The sequence below is a fragment of the Kribbella sp. NBC_01484 genome (assembly GCF_036227145.1).
Lineage (GTDB): Bacteria > Actinomycetota > Actinomycetes > Propionibacteriales > Kribbellaceae > Kribbella.
Map to the genome: position 1 here is coordinate 856231 of NZ_CP109437.1, position 12919 is coordinate 869149.

Genomic DNA, 12919 nt, shown 5'->3' on the forward strand with positions numbered 1-12919 from the left:
GACTTGGTCGCAGTACACGCCTGATAGTTGGCAGATGGCGAACGCTCCCGTTGATGCTCGCGCCCTGGAGGCCTCGCTGCGGCCGCATGGCGAGTCGGTCATGCTGCCGCGCGAGGCGTACACCGATCCCGCCGTACTGGCGTGGGAACGCCGGCACTTCTTCGCCGGAAGCTGGACGTGTCTCGGCCGACTCGACGAGTTGTCGGCCGGCACGACGCATCGCCAGGTGACCGTCGGCGACATCGCCGTGGTGTTGACGTTCGGGGATCGGCCGCGCGCGTTCGCCAACACCTGCAGGCATCGCGGGCACGAACTGCTCCAGCGGGACGAGACCAGCGACCGGCGCGCCTTGGTCTGCCCGTATCACGGCTGGTCGTACGAGCTCGACGGCGCGGTGAAGGCGGCACCCCGGATGGGCGAGGACTTCGACCCCACGCCGTACAACTTGGTCGAGTTGCCCGCCGAGGCGTGGCACGGCTGGCTGTTCGTCAATGCGACCGGTACGGCGGCGTCGTTCGCCGAGCATCTCGGCGGGATCACCGACCTGGTCGCGCCGTACGCGCCGGAAAGCCTGGTCCTGAAGGCGCGGCACGAGTACGACGTGGCGTCGAACTGGAAGACGATCGCCGAGAACTACCACGAGTGCTACCACTGTCCGCTGATTCACCCGGAGCTGTGCAAGGTCTCGCCGCCGACCTCGGGCGACAACTGGAACCTGCCCGGCGCGTGGATCGGTGGGCTGATGGACCTGCGCCCGGATGCCGAGACGATGTCGCTCGACGGGCGGTCGCGCGGGATCCCGTTGCCGGGCGTGGACCCGCGGCGGGTGAACTACCTCGGGCTGTTCCCCAACCTGCTGATCTCGCTGCACCCGGACTACGTGATGACGCACCGCCTCGAACCGCGCGCGCCGGGACTGACCGCGATCGAGTGCTCCTGGTACTTCCCCGCCGAGGTGACGGATCCGTCGTACGCCGTCGACTTCTGGGACGTCACGAATCGCGAGGACTGGGCTGCTTGCGAGTCCGTCCAGCGCGGCGCGGAGTCGCCGCACTTCCGCCCGGGCCCGCTGGCCCCCGCGGAGGACGCCGTCTACCAGTGGGTGACAATGATCGCCCGCGGATACCTGGGCAAGCCACTCAGCTGAGTCGGAAAGGTCACAACCTCCGCAGCGGCCGGTTGCGACTCAACCTTTTGTCCCCACCCGGTCATCACGTATCTGACCGAGATGGACGAGATGGGGGTTGGGATGGATCCAGGACGCGACCACGAGTTCGCCGAGTTCGTGGACGGGCGGTTCACCGCACTGCAACGGTTCGGGTATCTGCTGACCGGTGAATGGCATCTGGCCGAGGATCTGGTGCAGACCTCGCTCACCAAGGTGTGGTTCCACCGCAACTCGCTGCGCAGCAGCAACGCGCTCGAGAGCTACACCCGGACGGTGATGGTGAACACCAGCACTCAGTGGTGGAGGCGGAAGTGGCGGGGTGAGACTCCAACCGAACAACTGCCCGAGCCGCACGCCCGGGAGCAGTACGGCGCCGTCGACGACCGCGACCTGTTGCTGCGGGCACTCGCCGAACTCCCCCGCCGGACCCGCGCGACGCTGGTGCTGCGGTACTTCGAGGACCTGCCGGAAGCCGAGATCGCCCAGATCATGGGCTGCTCGATCGGCACGGTGAAGTCCACTGTCTCCCGCGGGCTGGCCAAGCTCCGCGAACACCACCTGCTCGATGCCGTTTCCGCTCCGGCCCAGAAGGAGGGCTGACCCATGACCGACGATCTCAAGGACAAGTTCGAGCGGCTCGTCGCCGATCCGCCGCCGCCGAGCGCGGTGCCGAGTGAGGCCGTGTTCGCGAAGGTCCGGACGGTACGGCGTCGCCGGACCGCCGGTGTGCTCACGCTGGCCGCGGCCGCGGTGGTCGCCATCGCCGTTGCCGCAGGCAACATGACCGACATCGACAGCAGCCCACCGGTGAGCCACACGCCCAGCGCACCGACCACCATCGTCACCGGCCCGCCGACCACCACGCCGACGACGACCCCGACGAAGACTCCCTCGGGGACTACGACGTCAAGTCAAGTGACAGGTGCCGTGCACACGCCGAAGAACAACACCCCACCGCCGTCTTCGCCGTCGACGTCGAACACGCCGGCCGCACCGGCGCTCGGGGTGCACGTCAGCCTGAAACCGACCGTCAAGGGGCGGCTCTTGACGATGAAAGTAACGCTGTCCGGGACCGCGCTGGTGCCGACGGCCGCGGGTGGCACGCCGCTGTCGACGGCGACCACGCCCTTCCTCGACCTGCTGGGCGGGACGCAGTACTTCTTCGGCGACGGCGGCCAGAGCGGCTCCGACGCCGGCGCGGTGAACTGCCTGAGCGGCACGAAACGAACCACCGGACATCAGACCTACACTCTGCAGGCCGATCCCGTAGGCACGCACACGTACGCGAAAGCCGGCACGTACAACTTCAGCTACACGGTCCGCTACTGCAGCACCAAGGGCTGGGTGCCGGTCACCAAGACCACGACAGTGACGGTCAAATAGTCCAGGCGTGGTCGGAGGTGCCGGTCGTGGGGAGGCCGGCGGCCTTGAGGTCACTGCGGAGCTCACGAGGCAGGGCGAACGTCAAGCTCTCCTCGGCCGTGGTGACCTCTTGGACGTCGGAGTACCCGCGCTCGGCCAGCCAGCGCAGTACGTCGCGGACCAGGATCTCCGGCACGCTCGCGCCGCTGGTGACGCCGACGGAGTCGACGCCTGCCAGCCAGGACTCGTCGATCTCGTCGGCGTAATCGACCAGGTAGCCGGCCTTGGCGCCGTGCTCGACGGCGACCTCGACCAGGCGCACCGAGTTCGAGGAGTTGCGGGAGCCGACGACGATCATCAGGTCGGCGTCGGCGGCCAGCTTCTTGACCGCGGCCTGGCGATTCTGCGTCGCGTAGCAGATGTCGTCACTCGGCGGGTCCTGCAACTTCGGGAACCGCTCGCGCAACCGCCGTACCGTCTCCATCGTCTCGTCGACCGACAGCGTGGTCTGGGACAGCCAGACCACCTTCTCGGGGTCGCGAACGGTCACATTCGGCACGTCGCGCGGCCCGTCGACGAGGTGGATGTGCTCCGGCGCCTCGCCGCTGGTCCCGATGACCTCCTCGTGACCCTCGTGGCCGATCAGCAGGATGTCGAAGTCGGTGGCCGCGAACCGCTTGGCCTCGTGATGCACCTTCGTCACCAGCGGGCAGGTCGCGTCGATCGTCTTCAGCTGCCGCGCGGCCGCCTCCTGGTGCACCACCGGGGCGACGCCGTGCGCGGAAAAGATCACCGTCTGGCCCTCGGGCACCTCGTCGGTCTCGTCGACGAAGATCGCGCCGCGCCCCTGCAGGGTCTGCACGACGTGCTTGTTGTGCACGATCTCCTTGCGCACGTAGACCGGCGGCCCGTACAGATCGAGCGCCTTCTCCACCGCCACGACAGCCCGGTCCACGCCGGCGCAGTACCCGCGTGGCGCAGCGAGCAGCACCCGCTTGGTCCGCACCGCGGTCGTCGTACCAGGGTCGTCAGGCTGGGCAGTCACGCTCCCCATGGTACGGGCCACGTGTGGCACCCCGATCCCCACCTTTGTGAGCAGCATCACGACGGACGGTGCGTCGAGGAGCCGTCCGCCCTGTCCGGACGGCTCCCCCGTGGGAGGTGTTACCTGTGTTCAAGGATGCGGCCCGAACGCCTTGCCCGCAAAGGATTTTCCGGCTGCCCTGTAGTTTCCGTGGATCCCCGGGGACCCGGCCTGGCTGCCTCGGTCGGTCACTTTGTGCACCAGATCCGCACATGTGCCCGCCTCCGCGTACGGATCTCGTGCCCAAAGTCGATCTCTGCTGTGGCCGAAGCCGGTTGGCCACGGTTCGGGCTCGATTCCGCGGTGCTGGGCCACTCACCAAGCAGACCCGGTCCTGGCCGGTCACGCTCCGATCCGGGGCCGGTGGTGAGCCGACGGCGGGGTTGGCGAGTGTCCCAGGTCCGCACCCGCAACCTGCTCGGGCTCGACCGTCGGTCACCAGGCAGACCAGGCTCGCCCTGGACGCTCCCCGCACCAGCGGCCTCGACACCGCCAAGGTCGGGCAGCCACCGAAACGACATAACACCGCCGGATAACCCCTCGGCTTGGGGGTTGTCCCCGCGTCCACCAGCAGACAACCCAACACGCGCACGGATATCCGGTCCACCGTCTCGAGGCGCGGTAAGGCGGGCGGGGGTGCGGACACCCTGTCGGAACCTGGGACACCTCACGACCAGTCCCAGGCCCCGACACCTTGTCCCAGCCCCCTGCTCCTGCCCGAAACCCCGCCCGACGACTGCACCTTCAACCTGCTGAAGGTGCCGCACGCTGCCCGCCCTACACCACCGCCCGCCCTACACCGACCGCCGCAGACCGCCGTCCGGCGGCGGCTGGCGGCGGCTGGTGGTGGTTGGCGTTCCGCCCGGGTTGTGCACCAGTCGAGCGTCGCAGCGGCCGCAGGTTCTAGGAGCTTGATCGGTGCCCGAAGGCAGGCGGGAACGACCCACGGATACGACAGGACAGCCGATTTTCCGTGTGCCAGGCGCGGATCGCGGCGAAGTCGTCAGGTGTGAGTCCGGTACTCGCGTCCACTCGAAGAACCAACTGGTGATCTTCGGCGAAGTACGTCACGTCGAAGTCGTCCACATCGTCGTCGACCCAGACGAACGGGCGGTCGCCGACCCAGTTCGCGACGTACGGCGTCTTGGCCCGGTGGGGGTTCAGCGGGCCGTCGAAGTCCAGTAGGAGGAGTGGACGCATCACTCAACGTTAGGTGCGCCGCGCGGGGTTTGTCGGTGCGGGGTCGTAGGGTCTGGGGGTGGCTTTGGAGACGTCGCCGGATGCACCCGCGGCCGTTCGCACGATTGCGAACGGGATCGCCAGCTGGATCAACCAGCTCGGCGCCGTGTGGGTCGAGGGGCAGCTGACGGACGTTTCGATCGGGCGCGGTACGACGACAGTGTTCGGGACCCTGCGCGACACGGACGCGGACATCTCGTTGCGGTTCACCTGCAATCGGAGGGTTTTCGAGGCGGTCGATCCGCCGGTGACCGACGGATCGCGCGTGGTGGTGAACGCGAAGCCGAACTTCTTCGCCCGGCGCGGCACGCTCGCGCTCGCGGTCAGCGAGATCCGGCACGTCGGCATCGGCGAACTGCTGGCCCGGATCGAGCGGTTGAAGCAACTCCTCGCGGCCGAGGGGCTGTTCGCGTCGTACCGGAAGCAGAAGCTGCCGTTCCTGCCGCACACGATCGGGCTGATCTGCGGGCGCGATTCGGCGGCGGAGCGTGACGTCCTGGAGAACGCGAAGCGGCGGTGGCCGGCGGTCGCGTTCCGGATCGAGTACGCGTCGGTGCAGGGGCCGGCGGCGGCCGGCGAGGTGATGACAGCGCTGCGGAAGCTGGACGCGGACGACACGGTCGAGGTGATCGTGATCGCGCGCGGCGGCGGGTCGCTGGAGGATCTGCTGCCATTCTCCGACGAGGGGCTGATCCGGGCTGTGTCGCAGACGAAGACCCCGGTGGTGAGCGCGATCGGGCACGAGCCGGACTCGCCGCTGCTCGACCTGGTCGCGGATCTGCGGGCGTCCACGCCGACGGATGCGGCGAAGCGGATCGTGCCGGATGTGCGCGAGGAGCTGGACGGCGTACGGCTGCTGCGGGAGCGCGGGCTGCGGGCGATCACTTCGTGGCTGGAGCGTGAGACGCACGCGCTGGCGGCTATCCGGAGCCGGCCCGCTCTGGCGGCGCCGGTGACGGATCTGCAACGGCGGTCCGATGAGATCGCAGCGCTGGTCGAGCGGAGTCGGCGGACGCTGACACACCGCCTGGATCGCGCGAGTGACGACATCACCCACCGGTTGGCGAGCGTACGGGCGCTGTCCCCGAAGGCGACGCTGGAGCGCGGGTACTCCGTGCTGCAGCTGGCGGACGGGAGCGCCGTACGGGAAGTGGCACAGGTGGCGCCCGGCGACCTGCTGCAGGCGCGGGTCAGTGACGGCCGGTTCGCGGTCGAAGTCAAGTCCGAGGAGAACACGTGAGCGGCGACCGACCGGAGATTTCCTACGAGCAGGCCCGCGAGGAGCTCGTCGAGGTGGTCCGCAAACTCGAGGCCGGCGGCACGTCCCTCGAGGAATCCCTCGCACTGTGGGAGCGCGGCGAGGAGCTGGCGTCAACCTGCCAACGCTGGCTCGACGGCGCCCGCGAGCGCCTTGCCAAAGCCCAGGCCGCCCACGAGGAGAAGCCCAGCTAGGAGCCCAGCAGGTTCGTGGCGATGGCCTGAAGACCCGCCTTCATGCGCTCGAGGTCGAAGCCCTGCGTGCGCAGCGCACTGTGGAGGTCCGCCGCCAGCGGGGCCAGGAAGACATGGGCCGTGTAGTCGGCGTCCAGGTCCGGGCGCGCGGCCTCGATCAGGTGGGACAGGTGGCGGTGCCAGAGGTGGTACGAGCCGATGCGGTAGCGCGCGCCGTCCGATGCGTTCTCGCTGTCCATGAAGAGCTCGACATGACGATCGAGTAGGTCCAGGTAGGCGTCGAGGAAGGCCATCACCCGGACGACCGGCGGCGCGCCTGGGCCTAGCGGCGGTGGGCCGGTCAGGATTTTGCCCTGCAGTTCCTGCTCGCGCTCGTCGAGCAGCGCGACCGCGAGGCCGGCGCGGTCGCCGAAGCGGCGGAAGACCGTGCCTTTGCCGACGCCGGCCGCGGCGGCAATCGCATCGAGCGACACGTTCTTCACGCCCTGCTCGGTGAACAGGCGGTCGGCCGCCTCCAGCACCCGGAGCCGATTGCGCCGGGCATCCGCGCGTTCCGGGCGTGGTTCGCCGACGAGCGGCAAACCCCGTTGTGAAGCGGACTGCGGTCCGGTACTGTCGTTCATAAGACGGACTGTAGTCCGCTAACGACGTGGGAGGAAGCACATGAGTAACACCCCCGCCCGGATTGCGATCGCTTTTCACTCCGGATACGGCCACACCGCGAAGCAGGCCGAGGCGGTCGCCGCCGGTGCCGAGTCCGTGCCGGGCACGGTGACCGACCTCGTCCTGCTCGACGAGCCGCTGACCGACGACGTGTGGGCGCGGCTGACCGCTGCGGACGCGATCATCTTCGGAACACCGACGTACATGGGCAGCCCGAGTTGGGTGTTCAAGAAGTTCGCCGAGGAGAGTGTGCGGATCTGGGCCGCCGACCTGGCCTGGCGGGACAAGATCGCCGCCGGGTTCACCAACTCGAAGGCGATGTCCGGTGACAAGCTGAACAGCCTGGTCGACCTCGCCGTGTTCGCCGCGCAGCACGGGATGATCTGGGTCGGGCTGGACATCTACCCCGGCTGGGCGGAGAGCACAGCGAGCATCGAGGACCTCAACCGGCTCGGCAGTTGGCTGGGTGCGATGGCGCAGTCCGATGCCGATCTGTCGGCCGAGAAGGCACCACCGGCGACGGACCTGCGGACCGCGGCGGCGCTCGGCGCTCGGGTCGCCACCGTCACGCAGCGGCACCTACGGGGAGCGCTGGCGGCCTGATGGCGTGGCTCGTACTTCTCGCTGCTGCGGCGTTCGAGATCGCGTTCGCACTCAGTCTGAAACCGAGCGAGGGCTTCAGCCGCCTCTGGCCGACGCTCGGCGTGCTCGTGTTCGGTGTCATCTCCGTCGTCCTGCTGGCCAGGACCCTGGACCGCCTCCCGGTCGGCACGGCGTACGCGGTGTGGACCGGCCTGGGCTCGGTCGGGGTGGTCACCCTCGGCATCGTCCTCTTCGACGAACCGCTGACCCCGGCCCGCCTCGCGTGCATCGCCCTGATCGTCAGCGGCGTCGTCGGCCTGCGGTTGGTCGGCGCCGACTAGACGGACCGCAGCACTCGGTGCGGGCCGGCGAGGGCTAGTGGGGGGTGCGGCGGCGGGGGCGGCTGCGGGTCGGGAGGGGGACGGGGTGGGTGTCGTCGAAGGCGCCGGGGGTGACGGTGCCCGGGGCGGGGCTGTAGCCGGAGACCAGGCGGCGGTAGGAGTCCCAGGTACTGGCGCGCAGCGGAACGTTGCCGATGGCATCTACCTGGGTGATCGGGTAGTGGCCGTCCTCGATCAGGGCCCAGAGGTCGCCGTCATGGCGCAGCTGCCGCAGTTCGCCGAACAGCTCCCGGCCGAACCAGCACGGGTACCCGTGGCCGTCGGCGTACCGGACGACTCCGATCGGCGTCGCGGGTCCGGCGACCTCGGCGACGAGCGACCACACGGCGGCCGGCGTCACGCCAGGCTGGTCGCCGATCAGTACGACGATGCCGTCGGAGCGGCGGTCGACCGCGTCCAGCGCCGGCACGATCGACGAACTGCCGGTGTCCGCATGCGGTGACTCGACCACGCGAACGCCGTCGAGGCTGACCCGCTCATGGATCTGCTCCGACGCGCTACCCAACGTCACGATCAACTGGTCGAACCCGCACTCCTGGGCCGTCTCCAGCGTCGCGCCGAGCAGGGTTTCGCCGTGATAGGCAAGCAATTGCCGCGGTACGCCGAGGTGCGGTGAACTCTCCGCGGCGAGTAGCAACCCCGTGACGAACATGGCCGCATCAACCCCCCGCCCGGGATGGCGCACTCACGTGAGGCTCCTTCGCGCTGTTTCCCCGAGCGTGGACAAGCCGAGCATTGATAGAAACCCGCGGCGGACAGTGGTGTCAACGTGCGTCCGATAAGTGGTCAGGAATGCCCGGAAATATGGTCACTCCGGCGGTGACAGTACGCAGCTGAATGTCAGCGCAACGTCAAAGCAAACGCTTCGAGCGCGGGATATCCGGCATTCCCGGTGACGATCGTCGTGACGCCGGAACCGACCAGCACCAAGGCGTTCTCCTGCGTGCGGTCGAGCAGAACCTTGCGCTGCCAGGTCACGCCGCCGACCGTCGAGGTCCCGTCGTCGGTGGTGCGGCCGAGCTTGTCGGCCGGGAATTCCCCGCCGGTGACATTGGACTGCTCGAGGCCGACATATTTCTTCGCGTCGGTGACGACGCCGAGGTGCCAGGTGATCGGCTGCTGCTCCGGGGCGCGGAATTCGACGCTGGTCGCCGCCCAGCCGGCCGGCATCGGCTCCGGCCCGCGAACCCAGGGGGCGACCTTTCGGGCGTCCTGCAGTTGGGCGGTGTACTCGACCGCGCGGACCTTCTCCTCCTTCGGCCGCCAGGTGACGATCATCAGGAACGCGACCACGACGAAACAGGCCAGCAGCGCCCAGACCATGTTGGTCAAGGTGCGCGCCTTGGCCCGGTCCTTCCGGTTCTGCTCGCGGTAAGTGATCGCCTCGGCCCGGGCCCGCGCCTTCTCCCGCGCCTCCGCCGCGACCCGCGGGTCCTCCGCCGCGGCCCTGGGGGCCTGGGTCCCGGCCCGCGGGTCCTCCGCCGCGGCCTGCGGCGCTTCCGTCGCCGCCCGCGGGTCGTCGGTCGGCGCGGGTGCGCTGTCGCCGGATGGGCCCTGACCTGTCGTACTCATGGCACCAGTGTCTCGCGACGCCCAATGCGCCCGAACAGCGCCCACACCGGTTGGCTACGATCCGTTGACATGAGCGACCCGACCACGCCACCTGCCCATCTGGAGGTCGACGCGCACGCGCCTGACCGCAACCTGGCCCTCGAGCTGGTCCGGGTCACCGAGGCCGCAGCGATGGCAGCGGGCCGCTGGGTCGGTCGCGGCGACAAGAACGGCGCCGACGGCGCGGCGGTGAACGCGATGCGCACGCTGATCGGCACGGTCGGGATGAACGGCGTGGTGGTGATCGGCGAGGGCGAGAAGGACAACGCGCCGATGCTCTACAACGGCGAGCAGGTCGGCGCCGGCGACGGCCCGGAGTGCGATGTCGCGGTCGATCCGGTCGACGGTACGACGCTGGTCGCCAAGGGCATGAACAACGGCATCGCCGTGATGGCAGTGTCCGCCCGCAACTCGATGTACGACCCGTCCGCGGTGTTCTACATGGAGAAGCTCGTGGTCGGCCCGGAGGCGGCCGACGTGGTCGACATCCGGCTCCCGGTCGCCGAGAACATCCGCCGGGTCGCGAAGGCGAAAGGCTCCTCGGTCGACGACGTCACGGTCGTCGTACTGGACCGGCCGCGGCACGAGGAACTGGCCCAGCAGATCCGGGCCACCGGCGCGCGGATCAAGTTCATCAGCGACGGCGACGTCGCCGGCGCCGTCGAGGCAGCTCGGCCGGATACCGGTCTGGACATGCTGCTCGGCATCGGCGGTACGCCGGAGGGCATCATCGCCGCCTGCGCGATGAAGTGCGTGGGTGGACTGATCCAGGGCCGGCTCTGGCCGCGCGACGACGAGGAACGGCAGAAGGCGATCGACGCCGGCCACGACCTCGACCGGGTGCTCAGCACCGACGACCTGGTCAGCGGTGACGACTGCTTCTTCGTCGCGACCGGGATCACTGACGGCGAACTGCTGCGCGGTGTCCGCTATGGCCGCTCCACCGCACGGACCCATTCGCTCGTGATGCGCTCGCGCAGTGGCACGATCCGCAGCATCGAGAGCGTGCACCAGCTCGAGAAGCTGCGCGCGTACTCCGCCATCGACTTCGAGCACGCCAGATGACGGTGTTGAGTTGCCGCGCCTCCGGCGCGGCGTGGTCATGGGGCCTTGGCTCCCGGCCTTCCCTCGTCGCTCCGGTCGCTTCGCTCCCTCCACTCCTCAGTCCAGGCCGGGAGGCCCCATGACCGCGCCCCTTCTCGTCATTGGCGAGGCGCTCGTGGACATCATTGCGCCCGCGCCGCGTACGACCCGCAACGGCAACGGGAAGGGCAAGGCGACCCCGGGTGGCTTCGCTGCGAATGTGGCGGTCGGTCTCGCGCGGCTCGGCGTACCGACCGAGCTGGTGGCACGCTTCGGGACCGACGCGTACGGCGATCAGCTCGGAGCACACCTGTTCGGGAACGGCGTCCAGCTCGCCCCTGGGTCGGTGGACCCCGGGTTCCGGACCAGCACCGCGACGGCGACGCTGGATGCGGCCGGCGTGGCGTCGTACCAGTTCGACATCACCTGGGATCCGCCGGCGTTGTCGTTGACGCGCGGGTGCCCGGCGATCCACACCGGTTCGATCGCAACCATGCTCGAGCCGGGGGCGACGGCGATCCGAAGCTTCCTGCAGTCGGTCGCGCCGCAACCGGTCACGGTGACTCTGGACCCCAACGCCCGGCCGTCGATCACCCCCGACCCAGTCGCGACGTGGGCCGCCGTACGGCAGCTGGCCGGGCTGGCCGATCTGGTCAAGCTGAGCGATGAGGACTGCGAGTTCCTGCGTCCCGGCGTGGCACCGGACGAGATCGCGGCCGAACTCCTGGCGGTCGAGCGGACCCAGTGCGTGGTGATCACGCGCGGTGGGGACGGTGCGCTCGGGATCAGCCGCGACGTACGGGTGGAGGTGCCGGCGCCGGCGATCGAGGTCGTCGACACGGTGGGCGCGGGCGACTCGTTCATGGCAGCGCTGCTGGCCGGGCTGAACGCGCGCGGCCTGCTCGGTGCGACGCGGCTGACCGGGCTGACCCCTGAAGACCTGCAGGATGTCGTCGACTACGCGGTGAAGGCGGCCGCGATCACCTGCACCCGGCCCGGCGCCGACCCGCCGACCGCCGCCGAGCACAAGGCGAAGTGGGGTTCCTGAGAGTGTCCGCCGAGACCTGGACGTCGGAACTGGAGTCCAAAGGCAGCGTGGTGTTCCGGCCGCGCCGGGGGCGACTCGCGCTCCGGCTGGCCGGGTTCGCCCTGCTGATGGCGCTGTCCGCGTGGTCGAACCTCGACCATCTCCGCGCGGATGACGTGTCGGGGATGCTCGGCGTACTGCGGATCACGGCGCTCGCCGCGTTCGTCTACGGCACCGGGCTGACGCTGTGGCAGCTGATCACCAATCGCCCGGTCGTCCGGGTCGATGCCGACGGCATCACCCGCGGCCGGAGCCTGCGGTGGTCCGGGATCACCAGCATCGACGACCCGGCCGGACTGCCGGGGTTCCGGAGCGTGCTGATCCGGCCGGTCGATCGGCGGACGCGGCCGATCAGCATCCCGCAGGACAACGTCGAGGATCTGGACACGCTGACGCCCTGGCTGCGCGCGCTGCTCGATCAGCACCAGCCTTAGGACACGCTGCTCCGGACCGCGCTCAGGTGTTCGCGGGCGCAGGCCGCGGCGAGGTCGGGATCGCGAGCCCGGATCGCCTCGGCGATCGCCTCGTGAGCCGCCTGGTCGTGACGATGCCGGTGCTGGTCGTCGAGCTTCAGCATGTCGAGCATCGCGCGCCGGATCCGCGGCACGAACGTGTCGAACAGTTCCGTCAGTACGGCGTTGTGCGCGGCCGTGACGACCGCACGATGGAAGGCCAGGTCGGCCTCGACGTACCAGTCGTCGGGTGACTTCTCGGACGCCCGTTTCCGGTCCGCCAGCGTGTAGCGGAAGTTCTTCAGGTCGGCCGGCGTACGGCGGGCAGCGGCGAGCCGGGCCGCCTCGGTCTCGATCGCAAGCCGGCCTTCCAGGACGTCGGTGATGTCGGCGCGGCGGAGGACTTTGTCCCAGTCCTCCGCGGCCTGGTGCGCGATCACGAACACACCGGCGCCCTGACGGCTCTCGAGCACCCGGCGACCGGCCAGCTCCCGGACCGCCTCGCGGATCGTCGACCGGCCGACGCCCAGCTGCGCGGCCAGCGTCGTCTCGCCGGGGAGCTTCTGGCCGAGCGCCCACTCACCACTGCCGATGCGGCGGAGCAGCTCCTCGGCGGCCTGCTCGGCGAGCGGGTGACGGCGAATCATGCGGGTCAGTCTAGTCGCCTGAAGTTCTCAGCTTGTCTGAGGAGTTGGTTTCGGGTTAGCGTGGTCGGCATGTCCTCGAACCTCTTGC

16 protein-coding genes are annotated in these 12919 nt (G+C 69.4%); 10 read left to right on the forward strand and 6 right to left on the reverse strand.

Annotated features, from left to right (window positions below; all coding sequences use genetic code 11):
• Positions 1–34 precede the first annotated feature (34 nt).
• From OG555_RS04125 to OG555_RS04135, 3 genes are all read left to right on the forward strand, one after another.
• Positions 35–1147 carry an aromatic ring-hydroxylating oxygenase subunit alpha gene (locus OG555_RS04125; protein ID WP_329481331.1) on the forward strand — a complete coding sequence of 371 codons (1113 nt, stop codon included), beginning with the start codon at positions 35–37 and terminating at the stop codon, positions 1145–1147.
• A gap of 102 nt (positions 1148–1249) precedes the next feature.
• A complete protein-coding gene (locus OG555_RS04130) occupies positions 1250–1768 on the forward strand; it encodes a SigE family RNA polymerase sigma factor (protein WP_329481332.1) in 519 nt (172 codons plus the stop codon).
• Positions 1769–1771: 3 nt separating this feature from the next.
• Positions 1772–2551, forward strand: a complete 780-nt coding sequence (locus OG555_RS04135; RefSeq protein ID WP_329481333.1) for a hypothetical protein — start codon at positions 1772–1774, stop codon at positions 2549–2551.
• On the opposite strand, the gene OG555_RS04140 is transcribed toward OG555_RS04135, so the two are convergent.
• Positions 2544–3584, reverse strand: a complete 1041-nt coding sequence (locus tag OG555_RS04140) for a 4-hydroxy-3-methylbut-2-enyl diphosphate reductase (protein WP_329484766.1) — start codon at positions 3582–3584, stop codon at positions 2544–2546. The genes OG555_RS04135 and OG555_RS04140 overlap by 8 nt on opposite strands.
• A 933-nt stretch (positions 3585–4517) precedes the next feature.
• The gene (locus OG555_RS04145; RefSeq protein ID WP_329481334.1) at positions 4518–4814 is read right to left on the reverse strand and encodes a hypothetical protein; all 297 of its coding nucleotides are present in this window, start codon (positions 4812–4814) and stop codon (positions 4518–4520) included.
• Positions 4815–4872: 58 nt separating this feature from the next.
• On the opposite strand from OG555_RS04145, the gene xseA reads away from it, so the two are divergent.
• Together xseA and OG555_RS04155 are read left to right on the forward strand one after the other, a co-directional pair.
• On the forward strand, positions 4873–6093 hold the full coding sequence (gene xseA, locus OG555_RS04150; RefSeq protein WP_329481335.1) for an exodeoxyribonuclease VII large subunit: 1221 nt from the start codon (positions 4873–4875) through the stop codon (positions 6091–6093).
• Positions 6090–6305 carry an exodeoxyribonuclease VII small subunit gene (locus OG555_RS04155; RefSeq protein ID WP_328526776.1) on the forward strand — a complete coding sequence of 72 codons (216 nt, stop codon included), beginning with the start codon at positions 6090–6092 and terminating at the stop codon, positions 6303–6305. Before xseA ends, OG555_RS04155 begins: the two co-directional genes overlap by 4 nt.
• Here OG555_RS04155 and OG555_RS04160 read toward each other — a convergent pair.
• Positions 6302–6928, reverse strand: a complete 627-nt coding sequence (locus tag OG555_RS04160; RefSeq protein WP_329481336.1) for a TetR/AcrR family transcriptional regulator — start codon at positions 6926–6928, stop codon at positions 6302–6304. The two genes, OG555_RS04155 and OG555_RS04160, sit on opposite strands and share 4 nt — an antisense overlap.
• Before the next feature lie 40 nt (positions 6929–6968).
• Between OG555_RS04160 and OG555_RS04165 the strand changes: the two genes are divergently transcribed.
• Together OG555_RS04165 and OG555_RS04170 are read left to right on the forward strand one after the other, a co-directional pair.
• A complete protein-coding gene (locus tag OG555_RS04165; RefSeq protein ID WP_329481337.1) occupies positions 6969–7571 on the forward strand; it encodes a flavodoxin family protein in 603 nt (200 codons plus the stop codon).
• On the forward strand, positions 7571–7891 hold the full coding sequence (locus OG555_RS04170) for a DMT family transporter (RefSeq protein ID WP_329481338.1): 321 nt from the start codon (positions 7571–7573) through the stop codon (positions 7889–7891). The genes OG555_RS04165 and OG555_RS04170 overlap by 1 nt, the downstream gene beginning before the upstream one ends.
• Positions 7892–7925: 34 nt before the next feature.
• Here OG555_RS04170 and OG555_RS04175 read toward each other — a convergent pair whose 3' ends face one another.
• Both OG555_RS04175 and OG555_RS04180 read right to left on the reverse strand, forming a co-directional pair.
• On the reverse strand, positions 7926–8603 hold the full coding sequence (locus OG555_RS04175) for a nucleotidyltransferase family protein (protein WP_329481339.1): 678 nt from the start codon (positions 8601–8603) through the stop codon (positions 7926–7928).
• 188 nt (positions 8604–8791) lie between these two features.
• Positions 8792–9523, reverse strand: a complete 732-nt coding sequence (locus OG555_RS04180) for a DUF4245 domain-containing protein (protein WP_329481340.1) — start codon at positions 9521–9523, stop codon at positions 8792–8794.
• Positions 9524–9592: 69 nt separating this feature from the next.
• Between OG555_RS04180 and glpX the strand changes: the two genes are divergently transcribed.
• From glpX to OG555_RS04195, 3 genes are all read left to right on the forward strand, one after another.
• Positions 9593–10627 (forward strand): class II fructose-bisphosphatase, encoded by a 1035-nt coding sequence (gene glpX, locus OG555_RS04185; RefSeq protein WP_329481341.1) that lies wholly within the window; start codon positions 9593–9595, stop codon positions 10625–10627.
• 118 nt (positions 10628–10745) lie between these two features.
• Entirely contained in the window at positions 10746–11693 is a 948-nt protein-coding gene (locus tag OG555_RS04190) for a carbohydrate kinase family protein (protein WP_329481342.1), read from the forward strand.
• 2 nt (positions 11694–11695) lie between these two features.
• Complete coding sequence (locus OG555_RS04195; protein ID WP_329481343.1) at positions 11696–12166, forward strand: hypothetical protein; 471 nt, start codon at positions 11696–11698, stop codon at positions 12164–12166.
• On the opposite strand, the gene OG555_RS04200 is transcribed toward OG555_RS04195, so the two are convergent.
• Complete coding sequence (locus OG555_RS04200; RefSeq protein WP_329481344.1) at positions 12163–12831, reverse strand: FadR/GntR family transcriptional regulator; 669 nt, start codon at positions 12829–12831, stop codon at positions 12163–12165. The genes OG555_RS04195 and OG555_RS04200 overlap by 4 nt on opposite strands.
• Positions 12832–12919 lie beyond the last annotated feature (88 nt).

Excerpts from the sequence above, each read along its gene's own strand:
- OG555_RS04200 (WP_329481344.1), bottom strand. The coding sequence starts at position 12,831 with ATGATTCGCCGTCACCCGCTCGCCGAGCAGGCCGCCGAGGAGCTGCTC.
- OG555_RS04140 (WP_329484766.1), bottom strand. The coding sequence starts at position 3,584 with ATGGGGAGCGTGACTGCCCAGCCTGACGACCCTGGTACGACGACCGCG.
- OG555_RS04130 (WP_329481332.1), top strand. The coding sequence starts at position 1,250 with ATGGATCCAGGACGCGACCACGAGTTCGCCGAGTTCGTGGACGGGCGG.
- OG555_RS04190 (WP_329481342.1), top strand. The coding sequence starts at position 10,746 with ATGACCGCGCCCCTTCTCGTCATTGGCGAGGCGCTCGTGGACATCATT.
- OG555_RS04180 (WP_329481340.1), bottom strand. The coding sequence starts at position 9,523 with ATGAGTACGACAGGTCAGGGCCCATCCGGCGACAGCGCACCCGCGCCG.
- OG555_RS04125 (WP_329481331.1), top strand. The coding sequence starts at position 35 with ATGGCGAACGCTCCCGTTGATGCTCGCGCCCTGGAGGCCTCGCTGCGG.
- OG555_RS04175 (WP_329481339.1), bottom strand. The coding sequence starts at position 8,603 with ATGTTCGTCACGGGGTTGCTACTCGCCGCGGAGAGTTCACCGCACCTC.
- OG555_RS04165 (WP_329481337.1), top strand. The coding sequence starts at position 6,969 with ATGAGTAACACCCCCGCCCGGATTGCGATCGCTTTTCACTCCGGATAC.
- OG555_RS04160 (WP_329481336.1), bottom strand. The coding sequence starts at position 6,928 with ATGAACGACAGTACCGGACCGCAGTCCGCTTCACAACGGGGTTTGCCG.
- OG555_RS04170 (WP_329481338.1), top strand. The coding sequence starts at position 7,571 with ATGGCGTGGCTCGTACTTCTCGCTGCTGCGGCGTTCGAGATCGCGTTC.
- OG555_RS04145 (WP_329481334.1), bottom strand. The coding sequence starts at position 4,814 with ATGCGTCCACTCCTCCTACTGGACTTCGACGGCCCGCTGAACCCCCAC.
- OG555_RS04135 (WP_329481333.1), top strand. The coding sequence starts at position 1,772 with ATGACCGACGATCTCAAGGACAAGTTCGAGCGGCTCGTCGCCGATCCG.
- glpX (WP_329481341.1), top strand. The coding sequence starts at position 9,593 with ATGAGCGACCCGACCACGCCACCTGCCCATCTGGAGGTCGACGCGCAC.